Annotated in this window: 17 protein-coding genes and 1 pseudogene; 3 read left to right on the top strand and 15 right to left on the bottom strand. The window is 72.4% G+C overall.

Annotated elements, in window-relative coordinates:
• Positions 1–4: 4 nt before the first annotated feature.
• Positions 5–847 carry a PaaX family transcriptional regulator gene (locus ABR738_RS30645; protein ID WP_350233181.1) on the top strand — a complete coding sequence of 281 codons (843 nt, stop codon included), beginning with the start codon at positions 5–7 and terminating at the stop codon, positions 845–847.
• Positions 848–856: 9 nt separating this feature from the next.
• Here ABR738_RS30645 and ABR738_RS30640 read toward each other — a convergent pair whose 3' ends face one another.
• The 10 genes from ABR738_RS30640 to ABR738_RS30595 form a co-directional block, all read right to left on the bottom strand.
• The gene (locus tag ABR738_RS30640) at positions 857–1,696 is read right to left on the bottom strand and encodes an ATP-grasp domain-containing protein (RefSeq protein WP_350233180.1); all 840 of its coding nucleotides are present in this window, start codon (positions 1,694–1,696) and stop codon (positions 857–859) included.
• Between the two features lie 31 nt (positions 1,697–1,727).
• Positions 1,728–4,043, bottom strand: coding sequence for a bifunctional salicylyl-CoA 5-hydroxylase/oxidoreductase (locus ABR738_RS30635; protein WP_350233179.1), 2,316 nt, complete (start codon positions 4,041–4,043; stop codon positions 1,728–1,730).
• The gene (locus ABR738_RS30630; protein ID WP_350233178.1) at positions 4,028–4,855 is read right to left on the bottom strand and encodes an enoyl-CoA hydratase family protein; all 828 of its coding nucleotides are present in this window, start codon (positions 4,853–4,855) and stop codon (positions 4,028–4,030) included. The genes ABR738_RS30635 and ABR738_RS30630 overlap by 16 nt, the downstream gene beginning before the upstream one ends.
• A gap of 231 nt (positions 4,856–5,086) precedes the next feature.
• Positions 5,087–6,529, bottom strand: coding sequence for an amino acid permease (locus tag ABR738_RS30625; protein WP_350233177.1), 1,443 nt, complete (start codon positions 6,527–6,529; stop codon positions 5,087–5,089).
• Between the two features lie 144 nt (positions 6,530–6,673).
• Complete coding sequence (gene argF, locus ABR738_RS30620) at positions 6,674–7,708, bottom strand: ornithine carbamoyltransferase (RefSeq protein WP_350233176.1); 1,035 nt, start codon at positions 7,706–7,708, stop codon at positions 6,674–6,676.
• Between the two features lie 80 nt (positions 7,709–7,788).
• The gene (locus ABR738_RS30615) at positions 7,789–9,021 is read right to left on the bottom strand and encodes an arginine deiminase (protein WP_350233175.1); all 1,233 of its coding nucleotides are present in this window, start codon (positions 9,019–9,021) and stop codon (positions 7,789–7,791) included.
• A 93-nt stretch (positions 9,022–9,114) separates the two neighbouring features.
• On the bottom strand, positions 9,115–11,682 hold the full coding sequence (locus tag ABR738_RS30610; RefSeq protein ID WP_350233174.1) for a polynucleotide kinase-phosphatase: 2,568 nt from the start codon (positions 11,680–11,682) through the stop codon (positions 9,115–9,117).
• Positions 11,679–13,211: a 3' terminal RNA ribose 2'-O-methyltransferase Hen1 gene (locus ABR738_RS30605; RefSeq protein WP_350233173.1), complete on the bottom strand. Its 1,533-nt coding sequence runs from the start codon at positions 13,209–13,211 to the stop codon at positions 11,679–11,681. The genes ABR738_RS30610 and ABR738_RS30605 overlap by 4 nt, the downstream gene beginning before the upstream one ends.
• Before the next feature lie 47 nt (positions 13,212–13,258).
• Positions 13,259–14,278: a homocysteine S-methyltransferase gene (mmuM, locus tag ABR738_RS30600; RefSeq protein WP_350233172.1), complete on the bottom strand. Its 1,020-nt coding sequence runs from the start codon at positions 14,276–14,278 to the stop codon at positions 13,259–13,261.
• A gap of 5 nt (positions 14,279–14,283) precedes the next feature.
• Positions 14,284–15,213: an LLM class F420-dependent oxidoreductase gene (locus tag ABR738_RS30595; protein ID WP_350233171.1), complete on the bottom strand. Its 930-nt coding sequence runs from the start codon at positions 15,211–15,213 to the stop codon at positions 14,284–14,286.
• Between the two features lie 250 nt (positions 15,214–15,463).
• On the opposite strand from ABR738_RS30595, the gene ABR738_RS30590 reads away from it, so the two are divergent.
• Entirely contained in the window at positions 15,464–15,706 is a 243-nt protein-coding gene (locus tag ABR738_RS30590) for a hypothetical protein (RefSeq protein WP_350233170.1), read from the top strand.
• Positions 15,707–15,753: 47 nt separating this feature from the next.
• Here the strand turns inward: ABR738_RS30590 and ABR738_RS30585 are convergent, their stop codons facing one another.
• The 5 genes from ABR738_RS30585 to ABR738_RS30565 all read right to left on the bottom strand — a co-directional run bounded on the left by ABR738_RS30585 (position 15,754) and on the right by ABR738_RS30565 (position 18,966).
• Entirely contained in the window at positions 15,754–16,245 is a 492-nt protein-coding gene (locus ABR738_RS30585) for a DUF6099 family protein (protein WP_350233169.1), read from the bottom strand.
• Positions 16,246–16,370: 125 nt separating this feature from the next.
• Positions 16,371–16,751, bottom strand: a complete 381-nt coding sequence (locus ABR738_RS30580) for a nucleotide pyrophosphohydrolase (RefSeq protein WP_350233168.1) — start codon at positions 16,749–16,751, stop codon at positions 16,371–16,373.
• The gene (locus ABR738_RS30575; RefSeq protein ID WP_350233167.1) at positions 16,748–17,902 is read right to left on the bottom strand and encodes an AAA family ATPase; all 1,155 of its coding nucleotides are present in this window, start codon (positions 17,900–17,902) and stop codon (positions 16,748–16,750) included. Before ABR738_RS30575 ends, ABR738_RS30580 begins: the two co-directional genes overlap by 4 nt.
• 122 nt (positions 17,903–18,024) lie before the next feature.
• The gene (locus tag ABR738_RS30570) at positions 18,025–18,408 is read right to left on the bottom strand and encodes a cell division protein SepF (protein WP_350233166.1); all 384 of its coding nucleotides are present in this window, start codon (positions 18,406–18,408) and stop codon (positions 18,025–18,027) included.
• Between the two features lie 147 nt (positions 18,409–18,555).
• Complete coding sequence (locus tag ABR738_RS30565) at positions 18,556–18,966, bottom strand: Fur family transcriptional regulator (RefSeq protein ID WP_350233165.1); 411 nt, start codon at positions 18,964–18,966, stop codon at positions 18,556–18,558.
• A 497-nt stretch (positions 18,967–19,463) separates the two neighbouring features.
• Here ABR738_RS30565 and katG point away from each other — a divergent pair.
• Positions 19,464–21,693 (top strand): annotated as a pseudogene (gene katG / locus ABR738_RS30560) (catalase/peroxidase HPI).
• Positions 21,694–22,089: the final 396 nt, after the last annotated feature.

Raw genomic sequence — 22,089 nt, 5'->3', positions numbered from 1 at the left:
TCACGTGGCCGAGCAGCACACCCCCCGATCCCTGATCGTGACCCTGTACGGCGCCTACGGGCGCGAGATCTCCGGCTCCCTCGCGGTCGCCGAACTCATCCGGCTGCTCGCGGCGGTCGGCGTCGACGCGCCGTCCGTGCGCTCCTCGGTGTCCCGGCTGAAGAGGCGCGGACTGCTGATGGCGCGGCCCACCCCCCTCGGCGCGGCCGGCTACGCCCTGTCCGAGGACGCGCGCCAGCTCCTGGACGACGGCGACCGGCGCATCTACGCCCACCCCGCGCCCCGCGAGGACGAGGGCTGGGTCCTGGCGGTGTTCTCCGTGCCCGAGGCGGAGCGCAGCAGGCGCCACCTCCTGCGCTCCCGTCTGGCCGCGCTCGGCTTCGGCACGGCCGCGCCCGGCGTGTGGCTGGCCCCGGGCCGCCTGTACGACGAGGCGCGGCACACTTTGGAACGCCTCGGCCTCACTCCGTACGTGGACCTCTTCAAGGGCGACCACCTGGGCTTCGCCCCCACCGCCGAGGCCGTCGCCCGCTGGTGGGACCTGCCCGCCATCGCCCGGCAGCACGAGGAGTTCCTTGACCGGCACGAGCCGGTGCTGCGCGCCTGGCAGGCCCGGTCCCCCGCCGGTCCCCCGGGCCCCGAGCCGGAAGCCGCCTACCGCGACTACCTGCTCGCCCTGGACTCCTGGCGCCGCCTGCCCTACGCCGACCCGGGCCTGCCCGCCGGCCTGCTGCCCCCGGCCTGGCCCGGCGCCCGCTCCGCCGACGTCTTCACCGGCCTGCACGCGCTGCTGCGGGATGCCGGGGCCGCTTTCGTGCGCGGGGCGCTGCCGAGTCCGCGCGGCTGAGGCGGGCCCTCAGACACGGCCCGGGCCCAGGCCCCGACCCCGGTCCCGGCAGAACGGGAGGTCCCGCCCGGCCACCCGGTCCCGGGGGCCGGCCGCCCGCAGGACGACGTCCAGGGCGCGGTCGGGATCGGCGGCGTAACAGTTGCTGAACCAGGCCATGTTCGCCTCGACCACCGCCCAGCAGGGATCGGCGTCGTGCCCGGGCGCGGCCAGGAGTCCGATGTCCACCACCACCGCGCTGGGCAGCGTGTGCCCGCGGGCGGCCAGGAGGGCGCCGGCGAATTCCAGCACGGCGCCCCGGCGCCGGTGTCCTTCCAGGGGAGCGGCGTCGAGCCGGCCGAAGGTGGCGTACTGCGCACCCGTGTGGACCGCGCCGTCCAGCACGAAGAGGCGGAACTCCATCGCCCAGGTCACCACGTCACTGACCTGGACCGGCAGATCCGGCGGCAGGTCGGGGAAGTCGGGGGTGCTCGGGAGCCGCCCGCCGTCGGCGTAGACGGCGGCCGGGAAGCTCTTGTCGCTGGGCGGTTTGACGAACGCCGGCCCGGTCAGGCCGCGCGCCTGTTCGAGGGTGGTCGTGGTGACGCGCCGCCGGGTGAAGTCGCGGGGCAGGGCGGTGAGCCAGTCGTCCGTCGGCTCCAGGAGCGCCACGCCGAGGTCGTCGGCGGTGCCCGCGGCGTAGGCGGGCCCGCCGTAGTAGTGGCCGCCCCGCCTGCCGCGCAGAAGGCTCGCGCCGTCGCCCGCCGCCAGCACCTCCACCTCCATGCCCCGCCGCCGCGCCGAGGCCGCGAGAAGTTCGCGTGTCGTGGTGTACTGCGGCGCCACTGCCAGGAAGTCGCTGTTCGTCATGATCACCGACGATGTCACAGACGCATGGGAGTCAGTTCAGTCCGAGGCGGGCGCGGGGTGCGTCGGTGCGGCCCGTCGGTGGGGTGCGGCTGCCCGCCCGGTAGGGAGCCGGCCAGGACGCGCCGGGGCCCGTGTAGGACTGTTCGGCGGCGGCGTGCAGGGTCCAGTGGGGGTCGTACAGGTGGGGGCGGGCCAGAGCGCACAGGTCGGCCCGGCCCGCCAGGAGCAGGGAGTTGACGTCGTCCCAGGAGGAGATGGCGCCGACCGCGATGACGGGGACGCCGAGTTCGGCGCGGATCCGGTCGGCGTAGGGGGTCTGGTAGGAGCGGCCGAATTCGGGGCGCTCGTCGGGGACGACCTGGCCGGTGGAGACGTCGATGGCGTCGGCGCCGTGCTCGGTGAAGGCGCGGGCGATCTCGACGGCGTCCTCGGCGGTGGTGCCGCCCTCGGCCCAGTCGGTGGCGGAGATCCGTACCGTCATCGGCCGCTCGGCGGGCCAGACGGCGCGGACCGCGTCGAAGACTTCAAGGGGGAAGCGGAGCCGGGCGGCCGGGGAACCACCGTAGGCGTCGGTGCGTTGATTGGTAAGAGGGGAGAGGAATCCGGAGAGCAAGTAGCCGTGGGCGCAGTGCAGTTCGAGGAGGTCGAATCCGCAGTCGGCGGCGCGGCGGGCCGCTGCCGTGAACTGGTCGCGTACGGCGGTGAGTCCGGCGCGGTCGAGGGCGTGCGGGATCTGGTTGACACCGGGGCGGTAGGGGATGGGCGAGGCGGCGGCCAGGGGCCAGTTGCCGCTGTCGAGGGGCTGGTCCATGCCGTCCCACATCAGCTTGGTCGATCCCTTGCGCCCGGAGTGGCCGAGCTGAGCGCCGAGGGCGATGCCCGGCGCCTGGGCGTGGACGAAGTCGACGATCCGTCGCCAGGCCGCGGCCTGTTCGGGGGTGTAGAGGCCGCCGCAGCCGGGGGTGATGCGGCCCTCGGGGCTGACGCACACCATCTCGGTCATGACCAGGCCCGCGCCGCCGAGCGCGCGGGCACCCAGGTGCACCAGGTGGAAGTCGCCGGGGACGCCGTCCACGGCCGAGTACATGTCCATGGGCGAGACGACCACGCGGTTCTTCAGCTCCAGGCCGCGCAGCCGGAAGGGGGTGAACATGGGCGGGGTGCCCGGCGGGCAGCCGAAGTCCCGCTCCACGGCGTCGGTGAAGCCGCTGTCGCGCAGGCGCAGGTTGCCGTGGGTGACGCGGCGGCTGCGGGTGAGGAGGTTGAAGGCGAACTGCCGTGCGGGTTGGCCGACATGGAGGGCCAGGTCCTCGAACCAGCGCAGGCTGGCCGCGGCCGCGCGCTGCGTCGACTCCACGACGGGCCGGCGCTCGCTCTCGTACGCCGCGAGGGCCGCGGGCAGATCGGGCTGTTCCTGTACGCACGCGGCAAGCGCCAGCGCGTCCTCGACGGCGAGCTTGGTGCCGGAGCCGATGGAGAAGTGGGCGGTGTGCGCGGCGTCGCCGAGCAGCACCGTGTTGCCGTACGCCCAGCGCTCGTTGACCACGGTGCGAAACGCGGTCCAGGAGGAGTTGTTGCCGCGCAGGGGCCGCCCGCCGAGGGCGTCGGAGAAGATCTTGGCGCAGAGGTCGGCGGAGGCCTTCTCGTCGAGGGCGTCGAGCCCGGCGGCCGCCCATACCTCTTCGCGCATCTCGACGATGACCGTGGAGGCGGCGGCGGAGTAGGGATAGGCGTGCAGTTGCATCACGCCGTGCGGGGTCTCGGCGATCTCGAAGCGGAAGGCGTCGAAGGCGAAGTCGGCGGCGAGCCAGATGTAGCGGCAGCGGTGGCGGGTGACGCGGGGCGCGAAGTGGTCCGCGTGCGCCGCGCGGGTCGGGCTGTGCACCCCGTCGGCGGCGATCACCAGGTCGTGGGTGGCGGCGAGTTCCGCAGCCGGCGGCGCCTCGGCGCGAAAGCGCAGGTCGACGCCGAGTCCGCGGCAGCGCTCGTGCAGGATCTCCAGGAGCCTGCGCCGCCCGAGGGCCGCGAAGCCGTGGCCGCCGGAGGTGAGCCTCCTGCCCCGGTGCACGATGTCGATGTCGTCCCACCGGACGAACTCGGCGCGCAGTGCCCGGTGGACGGCCGGGTCGGCGTGTTCGATACCGCCCAGGGTCTCGTCCGACAGGACGACGCCGAAGCCGAAGGTGTCGTCGGGCGCGTTGCGCTCCCACAGGGTGATCTCGCGGGACGCGTCGAGCCGCTTGAGCAGGGCGGCGGCGTACAGACCGCCCGGTCCGCCCCCGATGACGGCGATCCGCGGCGGGGCGCCCCCGCCCCCGGCGCCGGCCATCGCTAGCGGCCCTGCCATTTCGGGGGCCGCTTCTCGGTGAAGGCGGCGTGGAACTCGGCGTAGTCCTCGCCGTTCATCAAGAGGGCCTGGGTGGCGGCGTCCAGTTCGACGGAGGCCGCGAGCGGCATGTCGAGTTCGGCGGTCAGCAGCGCCTTGGTCTGGGCGTGGGCGAGGGCGGGGCCGTTCGCGAGGTGGCGCGCGAGCTCACCGGCGCGTTCGTCGGCGCGGCCCTCCTCGGTCAACTCGCTGAGCAGGCCGATGCGTTCGGCCTCGGCTGCGCGCACCGGCTCGCCGAGCATGAGCAGCCGCGTGGCGTGGCCGAGGCCGACGACGCGGGGCAGCAGATAGGCGGCGCCCATGTCGCCGCCCGAGAGGCCCACCCTGGTGAAGAGGAACGCGAAGCGCGCGGTGGGGTCGGCGACGCGGAAGTCGGCGGCGAGGGCGAGCACCGCGCCCGCGCCCGCGGCGACGCCGTGCAGGGCGGCGATCACGGGGAAGGGGCACTCGCGGATCGCGCGGACGACCTGGCCGGTCATGCGGTTGAAGTCGAGGAGTTCGGCGGTGTTCATGGACAGGGTGGCGCCGATGATGTCGTCCACGTCGCCGCCCGAGCAGAAGCCGCGCCCCTGGCCGGCCAGGACCATGGCGCGCACCGAACGCTCCCTCGACAGCTCGGCCAGCAGGTCGCGCAGGTCGGCGTAGGCGCCGAAGGTCAGCGCGTTGAGCTTGTCGGGCCGGGCGAGGGTGACGGTCGCGACCCCGTCGTCCACCGAGAGCCGCAGGTGGCGCCAGTCCTCGGTAGCGGAAGCGGAGCTGAGAAAGGGGCTCATCGGGGGCTGCGGCCTCCTTCGGCGGGACGGCCGTGGCCGCCACTGCGTCTGCTGCCTGCTCCCCCCGAAGGTATCACTCGTATGTGACTGTCGTCACGAGCACGCGATAGACCCGTGACCCGTGCGGCGGCGGGCGCGGAGGCCGCGCGACCGCTCACCGCGGCTCCGGGCGGCCTCCGCGCGTCACCGTCCTGCGGCCACCGCCCCACCACGCACGCAGGGCGGGCCAGGTCACACCGCCGACCCGCCCCCGCCGGCCAGGCGCGACCTGGCTCGCCCGTAGCAGGCGTACACCAGCGCGCCGGCCGCGAGGAACAGCGCGAACTGCAACCAGGTCACCCAGCCCGTGCCGTACATCAGATAGAGGCAGAAGCCGACGCCCAGGATCGGGCTCACCGGATACAGCGGCACCCGGAACGAGCGCTTCAGGTCCGGGTCGCTCCGGCGCAGCGCGACCACCGCCACATTCACGACGGCCATCACGGCGAGCGTGCCGATGGTGGTCAGGTTCACCACCGCGTCGAGCGAGGCGAACGCGGCCGGTACGGCGAAGACCAGCGCGACGATCCAGGTGTTGGCGGCCGGGGTCGCGGTTTTCGGTGAGACCCGTTCGAAGACCCTGGGGACGAGCCCGTCGCGGGACATCGACATCAGGATGCGGGTCTGGCCGTACATCACGGCCAGTACGACGGAGGCGATGGCCACGACCGCGCCGAACGCGATGACGTCGCCGCCGAACGTCGACCCGGTGACCTGGTTGACGATCAGCGACAGCGCGGCGGGCTTGTCGCCGACCGCGTCCGCGCCGAGCCCGCCGATGGCGGCCAGGGCGACCGCGCAGTACAACAGGGTCGCCACACCGATGCAGATCATGATCGCGACGGGGATGTTCCTGCGCGGATTTCTCACTTCCTCACCGGCCGTGGTGATCGCGTCGAAGCCGATGTACGAGAAGAAGGCGAGCGAGGCTCCGGCGGTGACCCCGGCGGCGCCGTGGGTCGCGAACGGCGTGAGGTGGCCCGCCTTGAACGCCGTGAACGCGATCGCCAGGAACAGCAGCAGGATCCCGATCTTGAGGACGGCCATCGCGGCGGTCGCCCGCGCGCTCTCGCGGACACCGCGCACCAGGAGGGTCGCGGCGAGCAGGATGACGACGACGGCCGGAAGGTTGATCACCCCGCCGTCGCCGGGCCCCGCCGACAGAGCGGCGGGCAGCTGCCGGCCGATGAGGCCGTTCAGGAGTTCATTGAGGTACTGGCTCCAGCCGACCGCGACCGCGGACACCGAGACGCCGTACTCCAGGAGCAGGCACCAGCCGACCAGGAAGGCGGTGCGCTCGCCGAGCGTGGCGTACGCGAAGGAGTACGAGGAGCCCGAGACCGGGATCGCGCCGCCGAGCTCGGCGAAGGCGAACGCCGTGAACACGCAGGTGATCGCGGCCAGCACGAAGGAGAGGAGCACGGCGGGACCGGCCTTGGCGACGCTGTCGGAGAGTCCGACGAAGATGCCGGTGCCCACGATCGCGCCGACGCCGAAACACACGAGCTGGAAGAGCCCCATCGTCCGGCGCAGTCCGTGCCCTTCGAGGTCCGCGCCGGATTCGGCGATGAGCAGGCGTGGGGATTTGATCCGGGGGCCGGTGGCGGGAGGGGAAGCGGGGTGGGGGCGCCGCATGGGGGTCTCATTCCTGGTCGTACACCGCGGCCGGGCAGGGGGCCGCGCACACAAGAAAGCGGGGCCCGAGCGTGCGAGCTCGGACCCCACCAAGAAGCGACATGATAACCACTGTGCCGCATGTGCACCCAATCGGGCGCATTTCTATTCGGCGCCGTCGGCATCCCGGGCCGTGGGCCGGTCCCCGAGCGTGGCGACCATGATGGCCTTGATGGTGTGCAGCCGGTTCTCCGCCTCGTCGAAGACGACCGAGTGCGCGGACTCGAAGACCTCGTCGCTCACTTCGAGCTCGGTCAGTCCGTACCGCTCGAAGATGTCCCGGCCGACCTGGGTGGCGAGGTCGTGGAAGGCGGGCAGGCAGTGCAGGAACTTGACGCCCGGGTTGCCGGTGGCGCGCAGCACGTCCATGGTCACCGCGTAGGGCACGAGCGCCTTGATCCGCTCGGCCCAGACCTCCTGCGGCTCTCCCATCGAGACCCAGACGTCGGTGGCGACGAAGTCCGCGCCGGCCACGCCCTCCTCGACGGACTCGGTGAGGGTGACGCGGGCGCCGCTGACGGCGGCCGCCTCGCGCGCCTGGGCGACGATCTCCTCGGCCGGCCAGTACGCCCGGGGCGCCACGATCCGGATGTCCATGCCGAGCAGGGCGCCGGTGACCAGGTAGGAGTTGCCCATGTTGAAGCGGGCGTCACCCAGATAGGCGAAGACGACCTCGCTCAGCGGCTTGTCGGTGTGCTCGGTGACGGTGAGCACGTCGGCGAGCATCTGGGTGGGGTGCCAGTCGTCGGTCAGGCCGTTGTAGACCGGCACACCCGCGTTCGCGGCCAGGATCTCGACGGTCTCCTGCGCGTCGCCCCGGAACTCGATCGCGTCGAACATCCGCCCGAGCACCCGGGCGGTGTCGCGCGGGGACTCCTTCTTGCCGATGTGCGAGCCGGCCGGGTCGATGTAGGTGGTGGACGCCCCCTGGTCGGCCGCGGCCACCTCGAAGGAGCAGCGGGTGCGGGTCGAGGACTTCTCGAAGATCAGGGCGATGTTGCGCCCGCGCAGGCGCTGGACCTCGGTGCCCGCCTTCTTGGCGGCCTTCAGTTCGGCGGCGAGCGCGACCAGTCCGAGGAACTCCTCGGCCGTGAAGTCCAGCTCCTTGAGGACGTGGCGGCCTGCGAGGTCTATCGCCATGGTGGCTGCTCCCGGGGGCGGGTAGGTGGGCGGCGTCCGGATGCGGACCCCGTTGGAATTCTATACGTTCGAGCGCATCACTATACGGCATCACGTTCGACCGGGCAGCTCATGCAGCGCGGGCCTCCCCTCCCCCGGCCGAGCTCGTTGCCCCGGATCTCGATCACCTCGATGCCCTCCTTGCGCAGATGCGTGTTGGTGGTGACGTTGCGCTCGTACGCGACGACCACCCCGGGCTCGACCGCGAGGACGTTGCAGCCGTCGTCCCACTGCTCACGCTCGGCGGAGTGCACGTCCTGGGTGGCGGTGAGCACCCGGATCCGGTCGAGGCCGAGCGCCGCCGCGATCGCCCGGTGCATGTGCTCCGGGGGGTGGTCGGTGACCTTCAGCTCCTGCTCGCCGGCGCCCGGCTCGATGGTGTAGGAGCGGAGCATGCCAAGTCCCGCGTACTGAGTAAAGGTTTCTCCGTCGACCATCGTCATCACCGTGTCCAGGTGCATGAACGCCCGCCGCTTGGGCATGTCGAGGGCCACGATGGTGCGCGCCGAGCCCGCCGCGAACAGGCCGCGGGCCAGCATCTCGACGGCCTGCGGTGTGGTCCGCTCGCTCATCCCGATCAGCACGGCGCCGTTCCCGATCACCAGGACGTCGCCGCCCTCGATGGTCGAGGGATAGTCGCGCTGGCCCTGCGACCAGATGTTGAACGGACCGGCCTGCGCGCCCTTGAACAGCGGGTGATGTCCGTAGATCGCCTCGAAGTGCACGGTCTCGCGCTGGCGGGCCGGCCAGCGCATGGCGTTGATCGATACGCCGTCGTAGATCCACGCGGAGGTGTCGCGGGTGAAGAGGTGGTTGGGCAGCGGGCCGAGCAGGAAGTCGTCCAGGTCCATCGCGTGGAAGCGCACCGACGTCGGCTCCGGGTGCCCCGCAAGGAACTCACGCTTGGTCATCCCGCCGACCAGCGCCTCCGCGAGGTCCGCGTCCGGCAGGTCGTCGAAGACCGCTCGCAGATGACCCGTCGCGAGCGGCCCGTACTCCTTCTCGTCGAAGACCCGGTCAAGCACGAGCGTGCGGGCCGCCTCGATCGCCAGCGTCTCGCGCAGCAGGTCTCCGAAGAGGTGCACCTCCACGCCCCGGTCGCGGAGCACGTCCGCGAATCCGTCGTGCTCCTGTCTGGCCCGGCGCACCCAGAGCACGTCGTCGAACAGCAGCGCGTCCTTGTTGCTGGGCGTGAGCCGCTTCAGCTCCAGATCTGGCCGGTGGAGTATGACGCGGCGCAGCCGCCCGGTCTCGGAATCGACTTGGAATCCCATGCCCCCATCCTGTCCCGCGAGGGCGCCGCTCACCCGGCGAACTCGCCCGCGGCGCGGCCCGGCGGGCGAGGCGAGCGCTCGCCGGGCCGTGCGTCACAGGCGGGGGTCGACCGGTTCCGACTCCAGGGCGAGGACGGCGAAGACCGCCTCGTGGACCCGCCACAGCGGCTCACCGCCCGCGAGCCGTTCCAGCGCCTCGACGCCGAGCGCGTACTCGCGCAGCGCGAGGGACCGCTTGTGTCCCAGGGAGCGCTGCCGCAGCCGCTCCAGGTGGTCCGGGCGCGTGTACTCGGGACCGTAGATGATCCGCAGGTACTCGCGGCCGCGCACCTTGATCCCGGGCTGGACGAGCCGTCCCCTGCCGTCCCTGGCCAGGGTCTGGAGCGGCTTGACGACCATGCCCTCGCCGCCCGCGCCGGTCAGGTCGAGCCACCACTCGACACCGGCGCGCACCTCGGCCTCGTCGCCGGTGTCGACGATCAGCCGCCGGGTGCGCTGGAGCAGCCCGGTCGTGTCGTGCTCGACGAGCCGGTCGAGCCAGGCCAACTGCTCGTCGTGCGGCATGCCGGCCAGGCTGCGGCCCTGCCCGGCCAGGATCTGGAACGGCGCGAGTCGCACCCCGTCCAGGCCCTCGGTGCTCCAGCAGTAGCGCCGGTAGGCGTCGGTGAACGCGGCGGCGTCGACGGCCCGCTCGCGCTGGCGGCCGAGCAGGTCCGCCACCTCCACGCCCCGCTCCGACGCGGCCGTGAGCGCCTGGAGGGCGGGCGGGAACACCGCTCCCGACGCCGCGCCCACCGCGGCGTACTGGGAGCGCAGCAGGCCCGACGCCTTCAGCGACCACGGCATCAGTTCGGCGTCCAACAGGAGCCAGTCCGTGGCGAGTTCGTCCCACAGACCCGCTTCGGTCACGGCCGAACGCAGCCGCCGCAGGATCTCCTCGGTGACGGCCGCGTCGTCGAAGAAGGGCCGCCCGGTACGGGTGTGCAGCGCGCCGCTCACGCCCCGCGCCCCGAACCGCGCGTGGGCCGCCTCCTCGTCGCGGCACACCAGCGCCACCGCCCGCGAGCCCATGTGCTTCTCCTCGCACACGACCCGCCCGACGCCGTCCTTGCGGTACTGCTCGAACGCCTCGGCCGGGTGCTCCAGGAAGCCGTCCTGCCGCGAGGTCGCGGTCGGGGACATGGTCGGGGGCAGATAGGTGAGCAGCCTCGGGTCGACGGCGAACCGGCTCATGACCTCCAGCGCCGCCGCCGCGTTCTCCTCGCGCACCGCGACGTTGCCCATGAGCCGGGTGTCCAGGATCCGGCGCCCGCGCACATCGGCGAGGTCGAGCGGGCGGCCCTCGTGGCCGCCGGGCGCCTCGGTGGCCAGCGGCTTGGCCGGCTGGTACCAGACCCGCTCCGCCGGCACGTCGACCAGCTCGCGCTCGGGCCAGCGCAGGGCGGTCATCCTGCCCCCGAACACGGCGCCCGTGTCCAGGCAGATGGTGTTGTTGATCCAGGAGGTGTTCGGCACGGGGGTGTGTCCGTAGACGACCGCGGCCCGGCCCCGGTAGTCCTCGGCCCACGGGTAGCGCACCGGCAGGCCGAACTCGTCGGTCTCGCCGGTCGTGTCCCCGTACAGCGCGTGCGAGCGCACGCGGCCCGAGGTGCGGCCGTGGTACTTCTCCGGCAGGCCGGCGTGACACACGACGAGGTTGCCGCCGTCGAGCACATAGTGGCTGACCAGGCCGTCGATGAACTCCCGCACCCGCTCCTTGAAGCTGTCGTCCTCCTTCTCCAGCTGCTCGATGGTCTCGGCCAGGCCGTGGGTGTGCTGGACGTTGCGTCCCTTCAGGTAACGCCCGAGCTTGTTCTCGTGGTTCCCCGGCACGCACAGCGCGTTGCCGTCGGCGACCATGCCCATGACGCGGCGCAGCACGCCGGGGCTGTCGGGGCCCCGGTCGACGAGGTCCCCGACGAAGACGGCGGTGCGGCCCTCGGGGTGGACGCCGTCCACATAGCCGAGCTTGCCGAGCAGCGTCTCCAGTTCGGAACGGCAGCCGTGGATGTCACCGATGATGTCGAAGGGGCCGGTGAGGTGGGTGAGGTCGTTGTAGCGCCGTTCGATGGTGATCACGGCGTTCTCCACCTCCTCCACCGAGCGCAGCACATGCACCTTGCGGAAGCCCTCACGCTCCAGGCCGCGCAGGGAGCGCCGCAGTTCACGCCGGTGGCGCGCGATCACATGGCGGGGCATCGAGGCACGGTCGGGCCGCTGGGCGTTGCGCTCGGCGCACACCTCCTCCGGCAGGTCCAGGACGATCGCGATGGGGAGCACGTCGTGCTCGCGGGCCAGGCGGATGAGTTGGCGTCGGCTCTCGGTCTGCACGTTGGTGGCGTCGATGACGGTCAGCCGTCCCGCCGCGAGCCGCTTGCCCGCGATGTGGTGGAGCACGTCGAAAGCGTCGGCGCTCGCGCTCTGGTCGTTCTCGTCGTCGGCGACCAGGCCGCGACAGAAGTCGGAGGACAGGACCTCGGTCGCCTTGAAGTGCCGCCGGGCGAACGTGGACTTGCCCGAACCGGTGGCGCCGACCAGGACGACGAGCGAGAGGTCGGTGACGGCCAGCGTCCTGGTGCCGTCCGGGGTGTGCGCAGTGGGTTCGGTGATGTCGGTACTCATGCCGCCGTCGCCTCCTTCGGCGTGTGGTGGGGGGTGGATTCCAGGGCGCCCGAGGCGGACCGCTCCTCGCGCGAGGTGGATCCGTCGGCTCCCGTCAGGGTGAACAGCGCCAACTGGGTGGGCGGGCCCACCTCGGGGTCCTCGGGTCCGACGGGCCCGAACTCGACGCCGTAGCCATGGCGTTCGGCCACCGCGCGCGCCCAATCCTGGAATTGCGCCCGGCTCCATTCGAAGCGGTGGTCCCCGTGGCGCACGTGTCCGGCCGGCAGGGTCTCCCAGCGGACGTTGTACTCCACGTTCGGCGTCGTCACGATCACCGTGCGCGGCCGCGCCGAGCCGAACACCGCGTACTCCAGCGCCGGCAGCCTCGGCAGGTCCACATGCTCGATGACCTCGCTGAGCACCGCCGCGTCGTATCCGCCCAGCCGCTTGTCGGTGTACGCGAGGGAGCCTTGCGTCAGCTTCACCCGCGCCGCCTGCCGCTCGGTCATCCGGTCGAGCCCGAGGCGCCGCGCCGCGACGGCGAGGGCCCGCATGGACACGTCCACGCCGACGACCTCGGTGAAGCGGGGGTCCGCGAGGAGGGCCCCCACCAACTGCCCCTGCCCGCAGCCGAGATCGAGCACCCGGGCCGCGCCCGCCGACACGAGCGCGGCGACGATCGCGCTCCGGCGCTGCGCGGCCAGCGGCACGGGCCCCTGGGGCGTGTCACTGTTCTCGTCGACGGAATTGTCGACCTCTTCCACGTCCAGGCCGTCGGCCTCGGCCAGGCGCACCAGTTCGAGGCGCTCCATCGCCTGGCGCGCCAGGCTCCGGCGCCGCGCCAGATACCGGCTGGTGATCAGCTCCTGTTCGGGGTGGCCCGCGAGCCAGCCGTCACCGGCCCGCAGCAGCTTGTCCACCTCGTCGGGCGCGACCCAGTAGTGCTTGGCGTCGTCGAGCACGGGCAGCAGGACATACAGCTGCCGCAGCGCGTCGGCCAGCCGCAGCTCCCCTTCGAGCACGAGGCTCACATAGCGCGAGTCGCCCCACTGCGGGAACTGCTCGTCCAGCGCGACGGGTCGCGCGCTCACCGTGTCCCAGCCGAGCGGCCCGAACAGCTTGTGTACGAGATCGGCGCCGCCGCGCGCGGGCAGCGCGGGCACCTCCACGCGCAGGGGCAGCGCGGTGGCCGCCCGTTCCGGCAGCGCCGCGCACACTCCGCGCAGGGCGCTCTTGAAGACGCCGGCCAGGGCGACGGACATCAGCGACGAGGCCGCGTAGGGGCGGTCGTTGACGTACTGCGCGAGCGCCGCGTCGGGCGCACCGCCCCGGCCCTTGCCCGCGCCGCGCCGCACCAGCGCCACGGGATCGACCTCCAGGAGCAGCGCGGCCGTGCAGCGCTCGGCGCTCGCCTCCGGGTAGAAGACGTGCGCCGTGCCGTGGGAGGTGGAGAAGTGCTGCGCGTTGTCAGGATGCTTGTGCAGCAGAAAACCGAGGTCGGTCGCGGGGCGGTCAGGGGTGCCGGTGGTGGTGATGGTCAGGAACACATGTCCGAGTATTACCTGGTCCGGGCCCCTTGCACCAAAAGATTTCGCTACGGGTGGCGGCCCTGGACGCGGGCCGCGAGCGCGGCGATCCGCTCCGGTCCGACCCGGCAGCAGCCACCGATCAGGCGTGCTCCGGCAGTTGTCCACTCCCCGGGCGACGCCGCGTCGAACGTCGCCTCGCCCGTCCAGCTGCGGCGCCCCGCGTCCCAGCGCTCGCCGCTGTTCGGATAGACCACGACCGGCTTGCCGGTGACCGACGCGGCGAGCGGCACCGCGCGGTCGGCGTCCCGTGGCGCGCAGCAGTTGACCCCCACCGCCACCACGTCCTCGCGGCCCCTGGCGAGCGCGAACGCCGACGCCAGATCCTGCCCCGCCCGCGTGCGCCCGCCCTCGACGCTGTACGAGAGCCAGACCGCCACCCCGCACCCCTCGACCACCCGCAGCAGCGCCTCGGCCTCATCGATGTCGGGCACCGTCTCCAGGGCCAGCACGTCCGGCCCCGCTGCCACCAGCGCCTCGACCCGGGGACGGTGGAACCGCTCGAGCTCGCGCACGCTCAGCCCGTAGCGCCCCCGGTACTCGCTCCCATCGGCCAGGAAGGCGCCATAGGGCCCGACGGAGGCCGCCACCCAGACCTCCCGCGCCGCTCTGGCAACGCCCTCGGCCCTGGTGGCGCCGCCGGGGCCGAGGGCGTTGCCAGGGCCGAGGCCGCCGCCAGGGCCTGAAGCGTCGCCCGGGCCCGGCGCGACTTCCGCCAAGTCGCTCGCCACGCGCGCTAGTTGGACGCTCCGGGTCAGCAGCTCCCCGGCCTCGCGGCGGCTCAGCCCCCGCCGCGCGAACCCTTCATAGGTGGCCTGGTAGCTGGCGGTGGTCAGGACCTGGGCGCCCGCCCGTACGTACGCCGCGTGGGCGGCCAGGATCTGCCCCGGGTCGTCCGCGAGCAGCCGGGCCGACCACAGCTCGTCGCTCAAGTCGCAGCCCTGAGCCTCCATTTGCCCGGCCAGGCCACCGTCGAGGACCACCGTCCCGTACGCGAGGGCGGCCGCGAGGCTCCGGGCGGGACGCACCTGGCTCAGGCTCCGGTCAGCTGCGGCAGCACCCGCGAGGAGATCAGTTCGAGGTGGTCGAGGTCGTGGAGGTCGAGCAGTTGCAGGTAGATGCGGGAGGAGCCGGTCGCCTCGTACTTGCCGATCTTCTCGACGACCTCGGCGGGCGAGCCCGCGAGTCCGTTCGCCTTGAGTTCTTCCACCTCCCTTCCGATGGCGGCGGCCCGGCGGGCCACCTCCGCGTCGTCCTTGCCCACGCAGACCACCAGCGCGTTGGAGTACACGAGGTCGTCCGCCTTGCGCCCGGCGGCCTCGGCGGCCGCCCGGACCCGGGTGAACTGCCGCTCGCTGTCCTCGACGGAGGCGAACGGGATGTTGAATTCGTCGGCGTACCGCGCGGCCAGGCGCGGGGTGCGGGTCGCCCCGTGGCCACCGATCAGGACGGGCACCTTGCTCTGCGCGGGCTTGGGGAGCGCGGGCGAGTCACTGAGCTGGTAGTAGGTGCCGCGGTAGTCGAAGGTGCGGCCCACTTCTGTGGCCCACAGGCCGGTGACGATGGCCAGCTGCTCCTCCAGCCTGGCGAACTTCTCCTTGGGGAAGGGGATGCCGTACGCCTTGTGCTCGTCCTCGAACCATCCGGCGCCCAGCCCCAGTTCGACCCGGCCGCCCGACATCTGGTCCACCTGGGCCACCTGGATGGCCAAGACCCCCGGCAGCCGGAACGTGCCGGCGGTCATCAGGGTGCCGAGACGGATGCGCTTGGTCTCGCGGGCGAGGCCGGCCAGCGTGATCCAGGCGTCGGTCGGGCCCGGGAGCCCGTCGGCGGTGCCCATCCGCAAGTAGTGGTCGGACCGGAAGAAGGCGTCGAAGCCCAGGTCTTCGGTGGCCTTGGCGACGGTCAGGAGGGTGTCGTATCCCGCGCCCTGCTGGGGCTCGGTGAAGATGCGCAGATCCATGCCTCCATCCTGCACCGTGGGACCGCCGTCAACCGCGCTCGCCGCTCTCCCGCGACGAAAGCCCGGTCGGGTGAATATGTGACGATGTGATGGTTCGCCGCCCTCGTGCTCAGTGACGTCGGCGCCCAGCGTTCGTTGGCTCGGGCGGAGCCGGAGCACCCGGCCCGCGTGTCGGCGGCCGTGGCCGGTGTGCCGACCGATTCCCCGCCCTGCCCGCTCCCGCGGGAGGGCCCGGGCCGAGGAGGCCGTCATGTCCCAGGAAGCCGTGCCGGAACAGAGCGCACCGCGACAGTGCGTGCCACAGCAGTTGCCGCCGTCGCCCGCGCCCGGGCAGAAAGGCGCGCCCAAGGGGCTGTTGCGGCAGATGGAGGAGCTGATGGCGGCGCTGAGCGCGGACCTGACGCAGCTCGACGCGGACCATCAGTCCACTCAGCCCGCCACCGACGCCACCCCGCCCCCGTCCCCGCCGGGGAGCGAGCCGCGCGGCGCATGACGCCGGGCGCTTGGTCTTGGCCGTTGGACGCGCCGCTCGACGCGCGGTCATGGCGGCCCCGCCGTCGAATCGCGCACAGCCTCGGGCGATCTCTCCTGGTGGCGCAGGGTCAGGCGGCGCAGCATCCCACGGACGCGGTCGCCGGATTCGTCGGCGGCGTCGATGGCTTCCATGCACTGCCAGTACAGCCCCTCGTCGTCCGTGGCGCAGGCCACCGAGACGAGTGCCATGGCGACGTCACCCAGCAGGGCGCCGAGGGACGCCAACGCCGCTGCCGCGTCCGGCACATCGGACAGCTGGACCGCGCGGACGCCCGCGCGCCGCGTGCCGGGGTGGTCCAGGACCGCGCAGCCCCGGGCGCCCGCTTCGCTCAGACCCCGGGCCTCGCCCCGCAGCTCCGGCGGCCCGGTGGCCGCGAGGTGTCCGCCGATCGCCTGGGCCAGCGCCTGTGCCTGCCAGGCCTCGGCCACGACGTCGAGCACCGCACCGCTCTGGGCCAGCGCGTGCCTGCTGACGTTCAAGAGCCTCACCGCATCCATGCCATGCCCCCGATTCCGCGACGGACCCGACGTTCGCGTCCACTACCTAGAGTGAGCTTCGGTGGGCCAGAAGGCCAGAGGAAATCGGAAATCTGTGCACAGCAAGGCGATTGTGAGTATCCCGGTCACTCGAAAGTGTGACTCTCCGTGTCCGACGGGACGTTGGGTTGGGCGGTGGCCGCTCCGGGGACGGGGAAACGGAGTTCATTGCGGTCGATCTTGGCGGCGAGCGCCGCGAGGACATCGATGCCGAGGACGTCGCAGAACTGGAGCAGATAGGCGAGGACGTCGGCGACCTCGTCGCTGACGCGGTGGGCGGTGTCCGGGTCGCTCATCACCGCCTTCGACTGTTCGGGGGTGAGCCACTGGAAGATTTCGAGCAGTTCGGCGGCCTCGACGCTGAGCGCGGCGGCCAGGTTCTTCGGGGTGTGGTAGGGCCCCCAGTCGCGGGCGGCGGCGAAGGCGGCGAGCCTGCGTTGCAGGGCCGTCAGGTCGAGTCGGTTCACGGTCGCAGGTCTACCACTGTCGCCCCGGCCTCACGGGCGCCGGCCGCGTCGCCGACGGCGGCGAGCAGCCGCAGATGGCCCCGCGCGCACATCTCGGCCGCCAGCGTGAGCAGTTCGCGGGCCTGCCGGGGGTCGAGCGCCCGGTCGAGGCCGTCGGCGAGGACGGTCAGGGTCTGCATGGCCCCGGGGACTTCGGCGACGGGGTCCACGGCGAGGACGCCGGGACCTGTGAGCAGGACCAGGGCGAGGGCGAGATAGCGCAGTTCGCCCTCGCCGAGGCGCCCGACGGGGGTGCCGTGCAGGTGGGCGCCGCGCACCAGGACGGCTCGTAACGTGCCGTCGGCGAGCTCTTCGGTGGTCAGGCCGGTGACGGGGCCCCGGCAGCCCGCCCGGGCCGCGGCGACAAGACGGCCGTGGCGGATGGCGCATTCGGTACGGGTGCGCAGCAGGACCTCGGCGAGGTTGTCGCAGCCGCGCCTGAGCCGGCCGCCGCCGGCCCCCCGCAGGGGCGCCACCGGCTCGCGCATGTGCTGGGGCTGGGGGTCGCAGGGGAACACCGAGCGCAGGGCGAGGACGACTTGCTCGGCGGCGGCCAGGACCTGCCGCTGTCCCTCCGTCTTGCCCGCGACGCGCAGGGGCAGCAGCGCGGTGCCCAGGCGGTCGTCGGGCAGGGGCGCGCGGGTGACCGGGACCGCGCCCGCGGTGTGCCAGGCCGCCTGGACGGTGGAGCGCCCCGGGTCGCGCAGCGCGGTGCTCAGAAGGGTCTGCCCCCGGCTCGTCAACCGCTCGCCCACGATGCGCAGTTCGGGTTCGGCCTGGACGGCGAGGTCGAGGCGTACGGGTCCTGCGGGACCGTCCACCGTGCAGCCGACGCGGAAGCCCCGGCGGCCCTGCGCGTCGGCACCGGCGCGTTCGGGCACACAGCCGGCCGGGTCGCGGAAGACCGATCCGAGCGCCGCGCCCGAGCCGAGCCTGGCCAAGGCCTCGAACGCTTCGAGGACGCTGGACTTGCCGCTGCCGCTCGGCCCTGTGACCAGGGTGAGGGGGCCAAGCGCGATGGCCGTGCCGCGGTGCGCCCTGAACGCCGAGAGCCGCAGCTCGGTGACGGTGGGTCGATCGGGGCGGCCGGTTTCGTCACGGGTGGTGGTCATGGCTGGGACCGTACGCAGCCCGAAAACTGACGAACCGTTCCGCCTCGGCGGCCTTCCTACGAATGAGGGACGGCGCGGCGGTGCGGGACGGTCCTTGGGGAGGTGGCGGAGACGGGGCCGGGTCAGGGGACGGCGGCCGCCGCGATGCCTTCGACCTCCGTGCCGGCCGGGGCGAGCAGGAAGACGTTGCGGTCGACGCGGTGCATCGCGCTGCCGAGGCCGAAGACGACCCCCGTGCTGAAGTCGAGGATGCGCTTGGCGACTTCGGGGTCGGCGCCGGTCAGGTCGAGCAGGACCGGGATCTGGGCCATGAGGTATTCGGCCACTTCACGGGCGTCGGCGAAGATCTGCACCCGCAGGACGACGAAGCGCCGCTGTTCGACGGTCGCGTAGTCCCCGGGGATGGTCTGGTGGTCGACTCTGGACGGCCATTCGTTGCGGCCGCGCAGGGGAACGACCTGGGCGAGGCCCTCCCACTGTTCGTCGGTGACGTCGTACCTGCTCACCGGACCACCTCGCCCACGTGCTGTATCTGCATCCGGCCATGATGACGCCGCTCACCCGTTCAGCCCAACTTCGACACGGCTGCGGGAGTGTCGGTCATGACTCATTCGCCCGGGGGCCGGCCGGGCTGGGGCGCGCGGGCGCCGCCGTCAGGCGCAGGACGGGCACAGCCCCCGGTAGGTGACGTCGGCCCCCGAGAGGGTGAAACCGAAGCGTTCCTCGGCGGGCAGACCGGCCAGGGGGTCGCCGGTCGGGTGGACGTCGCGGATGGTTCCGCAGCCCGAGCACACCAGGTGCTGGTGGGGGCGGTGGGCGTTCGGGTCGTAACGCTTGGCGCGGCCGTCGGTGGAGACTTCCATGATCTCGCCCAGTACGACCAGCTCGCCCAGCGTGTTGTAGACGGTCGCCCGGGAGATCTCGGGCAGGATCCGGGCGGCGCGGACGTGCACCTCGTCGGCCGTCAGATGGACGTGCTCGCCGCTCAGGACCTCCGCGACGACGCGCCGCTGGGACGTCATCCGCCAGCCGCGCCCTCGCAGCCGATCGACCAGGTCGCTCATGCAGGTTCACCTGTCCACGGGTCGGGATGGGGGTTTCGGGGTGCGGCCCGAGGGACGCGCCGGGTGCGCGCGGCCCGAGGGAATATGGGCTTGGTGGACTTCTTGACTTGGATTGAGTCCATCGTAGGATCGATACCGGCGCTAGCCTAGGGTCAAGAAGGACGCAGCACAGCACCAACGCGACACACCATCTGGAGACTTCGTGATCGGGCATCGTCGCCGCGACGGCGCGGAGCACCGGCTCCCGGCCGCGTGCCGTCCGCCGCGCGCCGCCGGGCGCTGCCCCCTCGGGCGGTCTCCTCGCGACCGCCGCGCCGCCTTTCCGGGCGCGTGATCATGTGGGCCGTACGCTTTCGCGAGCCGTGTACGCAGCCCCGTCTGCCCACCGCGCCGTCCGCGACGCGGCGTCCCCGCCCGGCCCGGCCACCCCGCGCCCCGGCCCTCTCACCGCCCTCAGTTCCTGAGCAATGTGATCCACCGAGCCAAGAAGGATTGCCATGTCCGAGAACCCCGATGCAATCGTCACCGATGCCAAGACGGAGGGCACAGGCGGCTGCCCGGTCGCGCATGAGCGCGCCCCGCACCCGACGCAGGGCGGCGGAAACCGCCAGTGGTGGCCGGAGCGGCTCAATGTGAAGATCCTCGCCAAGAACACCGCCGTGTCCAACCCGCTCGATGAGGACTTCGACTACGCCGAGGCCTTCAAGTCCCTGGACCTGCCCGCGGTCAAGCGCGACATCGCCGCGCTGCTCACGGACTCGCAGGACTGGTGGCCCGCCGACTTCGGCAACTACGGCCCGCTCATGGTCCGTATGGCCTGGCACAGCGCGGGCACGTACCGCATCAGCGACGGCCGCGGCGGCGCCGGCGCCGGCCAGCAGCGGTTCGCCCCGCTCAACAGCTGGCCGGACAACGTGAGCCTGGACAAGGCCCGCCGGCTGCTGTGGCCGGTGAAGAAGAAGTACGGCCAGAGCCTTTCCTGGGCCGACCTGCTGGTCCTCACCGGCAATGTCGCCCTGGAGACGATGGGCTTTGAGAACCTTCGGCTTCGGCGGCGGCCGCGAGGACGTCTGGGAGCCCGACGAGGACGTGTACTGGGGCCCCGAGACCAACTGGCTCGACGACAAGCGCTACACCGGCGACCGTGAGCTGGAGAACCCGCTCGGCGCGGTCCAGATGGGCCTCATCTACGTCAACCCCGAGGGCCCCAACGGCAACCCCGACCCCATCGCCGCCGCGCGCGACATCCGCGAGACGTTCCGCCGGATGGCGATGAACGACGAGGAGACCGTCGCCCTGATCGCGGGCGGTCACACCTTCGGCAAGACGCACGGCGCGGGCCCCGCCGAGTCGGTGGGCAACGACCCCGAGGCCGCCTCGCTCGAGCAGCAGGGCCTCGGCTGGAAGAACACCCACGGCACCGGTGTCGGCCCGGACGCGATCACCAGCGGCCTCGAAGGCATCTGGACCAACACGCCGACCACCTGGGACAACAGCTTCTTCGAGATCCTTTTCGGCTACGAGTGGGAGCTGTTCAAGAGCCCCGCCGGCGCCCACCAGTGGCGGCCGAAGGACGGCGCGGGCTCGGACACCGTGCCGGACGCCTTCGACCCGGCCAAGAAGCACGCCCCCACGATGCTGACCACCGACCTCTCGCTGCGCTTCGACCCGGCGTACGAGCAGATCTCGCGGCGCTTCCTGGAGAACCCTCAGGAGTTCGCGGACGCGTTCGCCCGCGCCTGGTTCAAGCTGACCCACCGCGACATGGGCCCCGTCGTGCGCTACCTCGGTCCCGAGGTGCCGTCCGAGGAACTGATCTGGCAGGACCCGCTGCCGGCGCGGACGTACGAGCTCGTCGACGCCCAGGACATCGCCTCCCTCAAGGAGCAGGTGCTGGCCTCGGGCCTCACGGTCTCCCAGCTGGTGTCGACGGCGTGGGCCTCCGCGTCGTCGTTCCGGGGCAGCGACAAGCGCGGCGGCGCCAACGGCGCCCGCATCCGCCTCCAGCCGCAGCTCGGCTGGGAGGTCAACGAGCCCGACGAGCTCGCGACGGTCCTGCGGACGCTCGAGGGCATCCAGTCCTCGTTCAATTCCGCGCAGAGCGGCGGCAAGCAGATCTCCCTCGCCGACCTGATCGTGCTGGCCGGCGCGGCCGGTGTCGAGAAGGCCGCGAAGGACGGCGGCACCGCGATCGAGGTCCCCTTCACGCCGGGCCGCGTGGACGCCTCGCAGGAGCAGACGGACGTGGAGTCCTTCGCCGCGCTCGAGCCGAGCGCCGACGGGTTCCGCAACTACCTGGGCAAGGGCAATCGCCTGCCGGCCGAGTACCTGCTGCTCGACCGCGCCAGCCTGCTGACGCTCAGCGCCCCCGAGATGACCGTTCTCGTCGGCGGTCTGCGCGTGCTCGGCGCCAACCACCAGCAGTCGGGCCACGGCGTCTTCACCGAGAACCCGGGCTCGCTGACCAATGACTTCTTCGTCAACCTGCTCGACCTGGGCACGACGTGGAAGTCGACGTCGTCGGACGAGTCGACGTTCGAGGGCCGTGACGCCTCGGGCGACGTCAAGTGGACGGGCACCCGCGCCGACCTGGTCTTCGGCTCCAACTCCGAGCTGCGCGCGGTCGCGGAGGTCTACGCGAGCGACGACGCGAAGGAGAAGTTCGTGCGGGACTTCGTCAAGGCGTGGGACAAGGTCATGAACCTGGACCGGTTCGACCTCGTCTGATCGCGCCACCCACCTGCCCGCCGCCCGCCTTCGGCCCACAGCCGGGGGCGGGCGGCGGCGCGTGCGGACCGCCCGGTTCCGCGCCGGTGGCCGGGGCGGGACACCGTCGTCGGCGCCCCGGAACCGGACGGCGACTTTGCGCCAAACAACCACGCGGGACACGGCTCATACGTTCGGTGGCGCGAACGGCTCATTAGGCTGGGGTGGCATGGAGCGGGGCGTCGGGGGCGGTCCGATGCCGCTCCACACGGGGGCACGACTCGTCCGCGGGCCTGCCCGTCGGCGGGCCACCGGGGCACGGCGCCCGGCCGCACCCGCGCGCTCCCGGCCGGCCCGGAGGCCCGGCGGTGACTGGTTTGTGCAGGAGGAGAGCGCCCTTCCAGCGTGCTGTCCCCG

It is taken from the genome of Streptomyces sp. Edi4 (assembly GCF_040253615.1).
GTDB lineage: Bacteria > Actinomycetota > Actinomycetes > Streptomycetales > Streptomycetaceae > Streptomyces.
The sequence above is the reverse complement of the archived record's forward strand: the minus strand, read 5'-3'. Positions and strand labels throughout refer to the sequence as shown.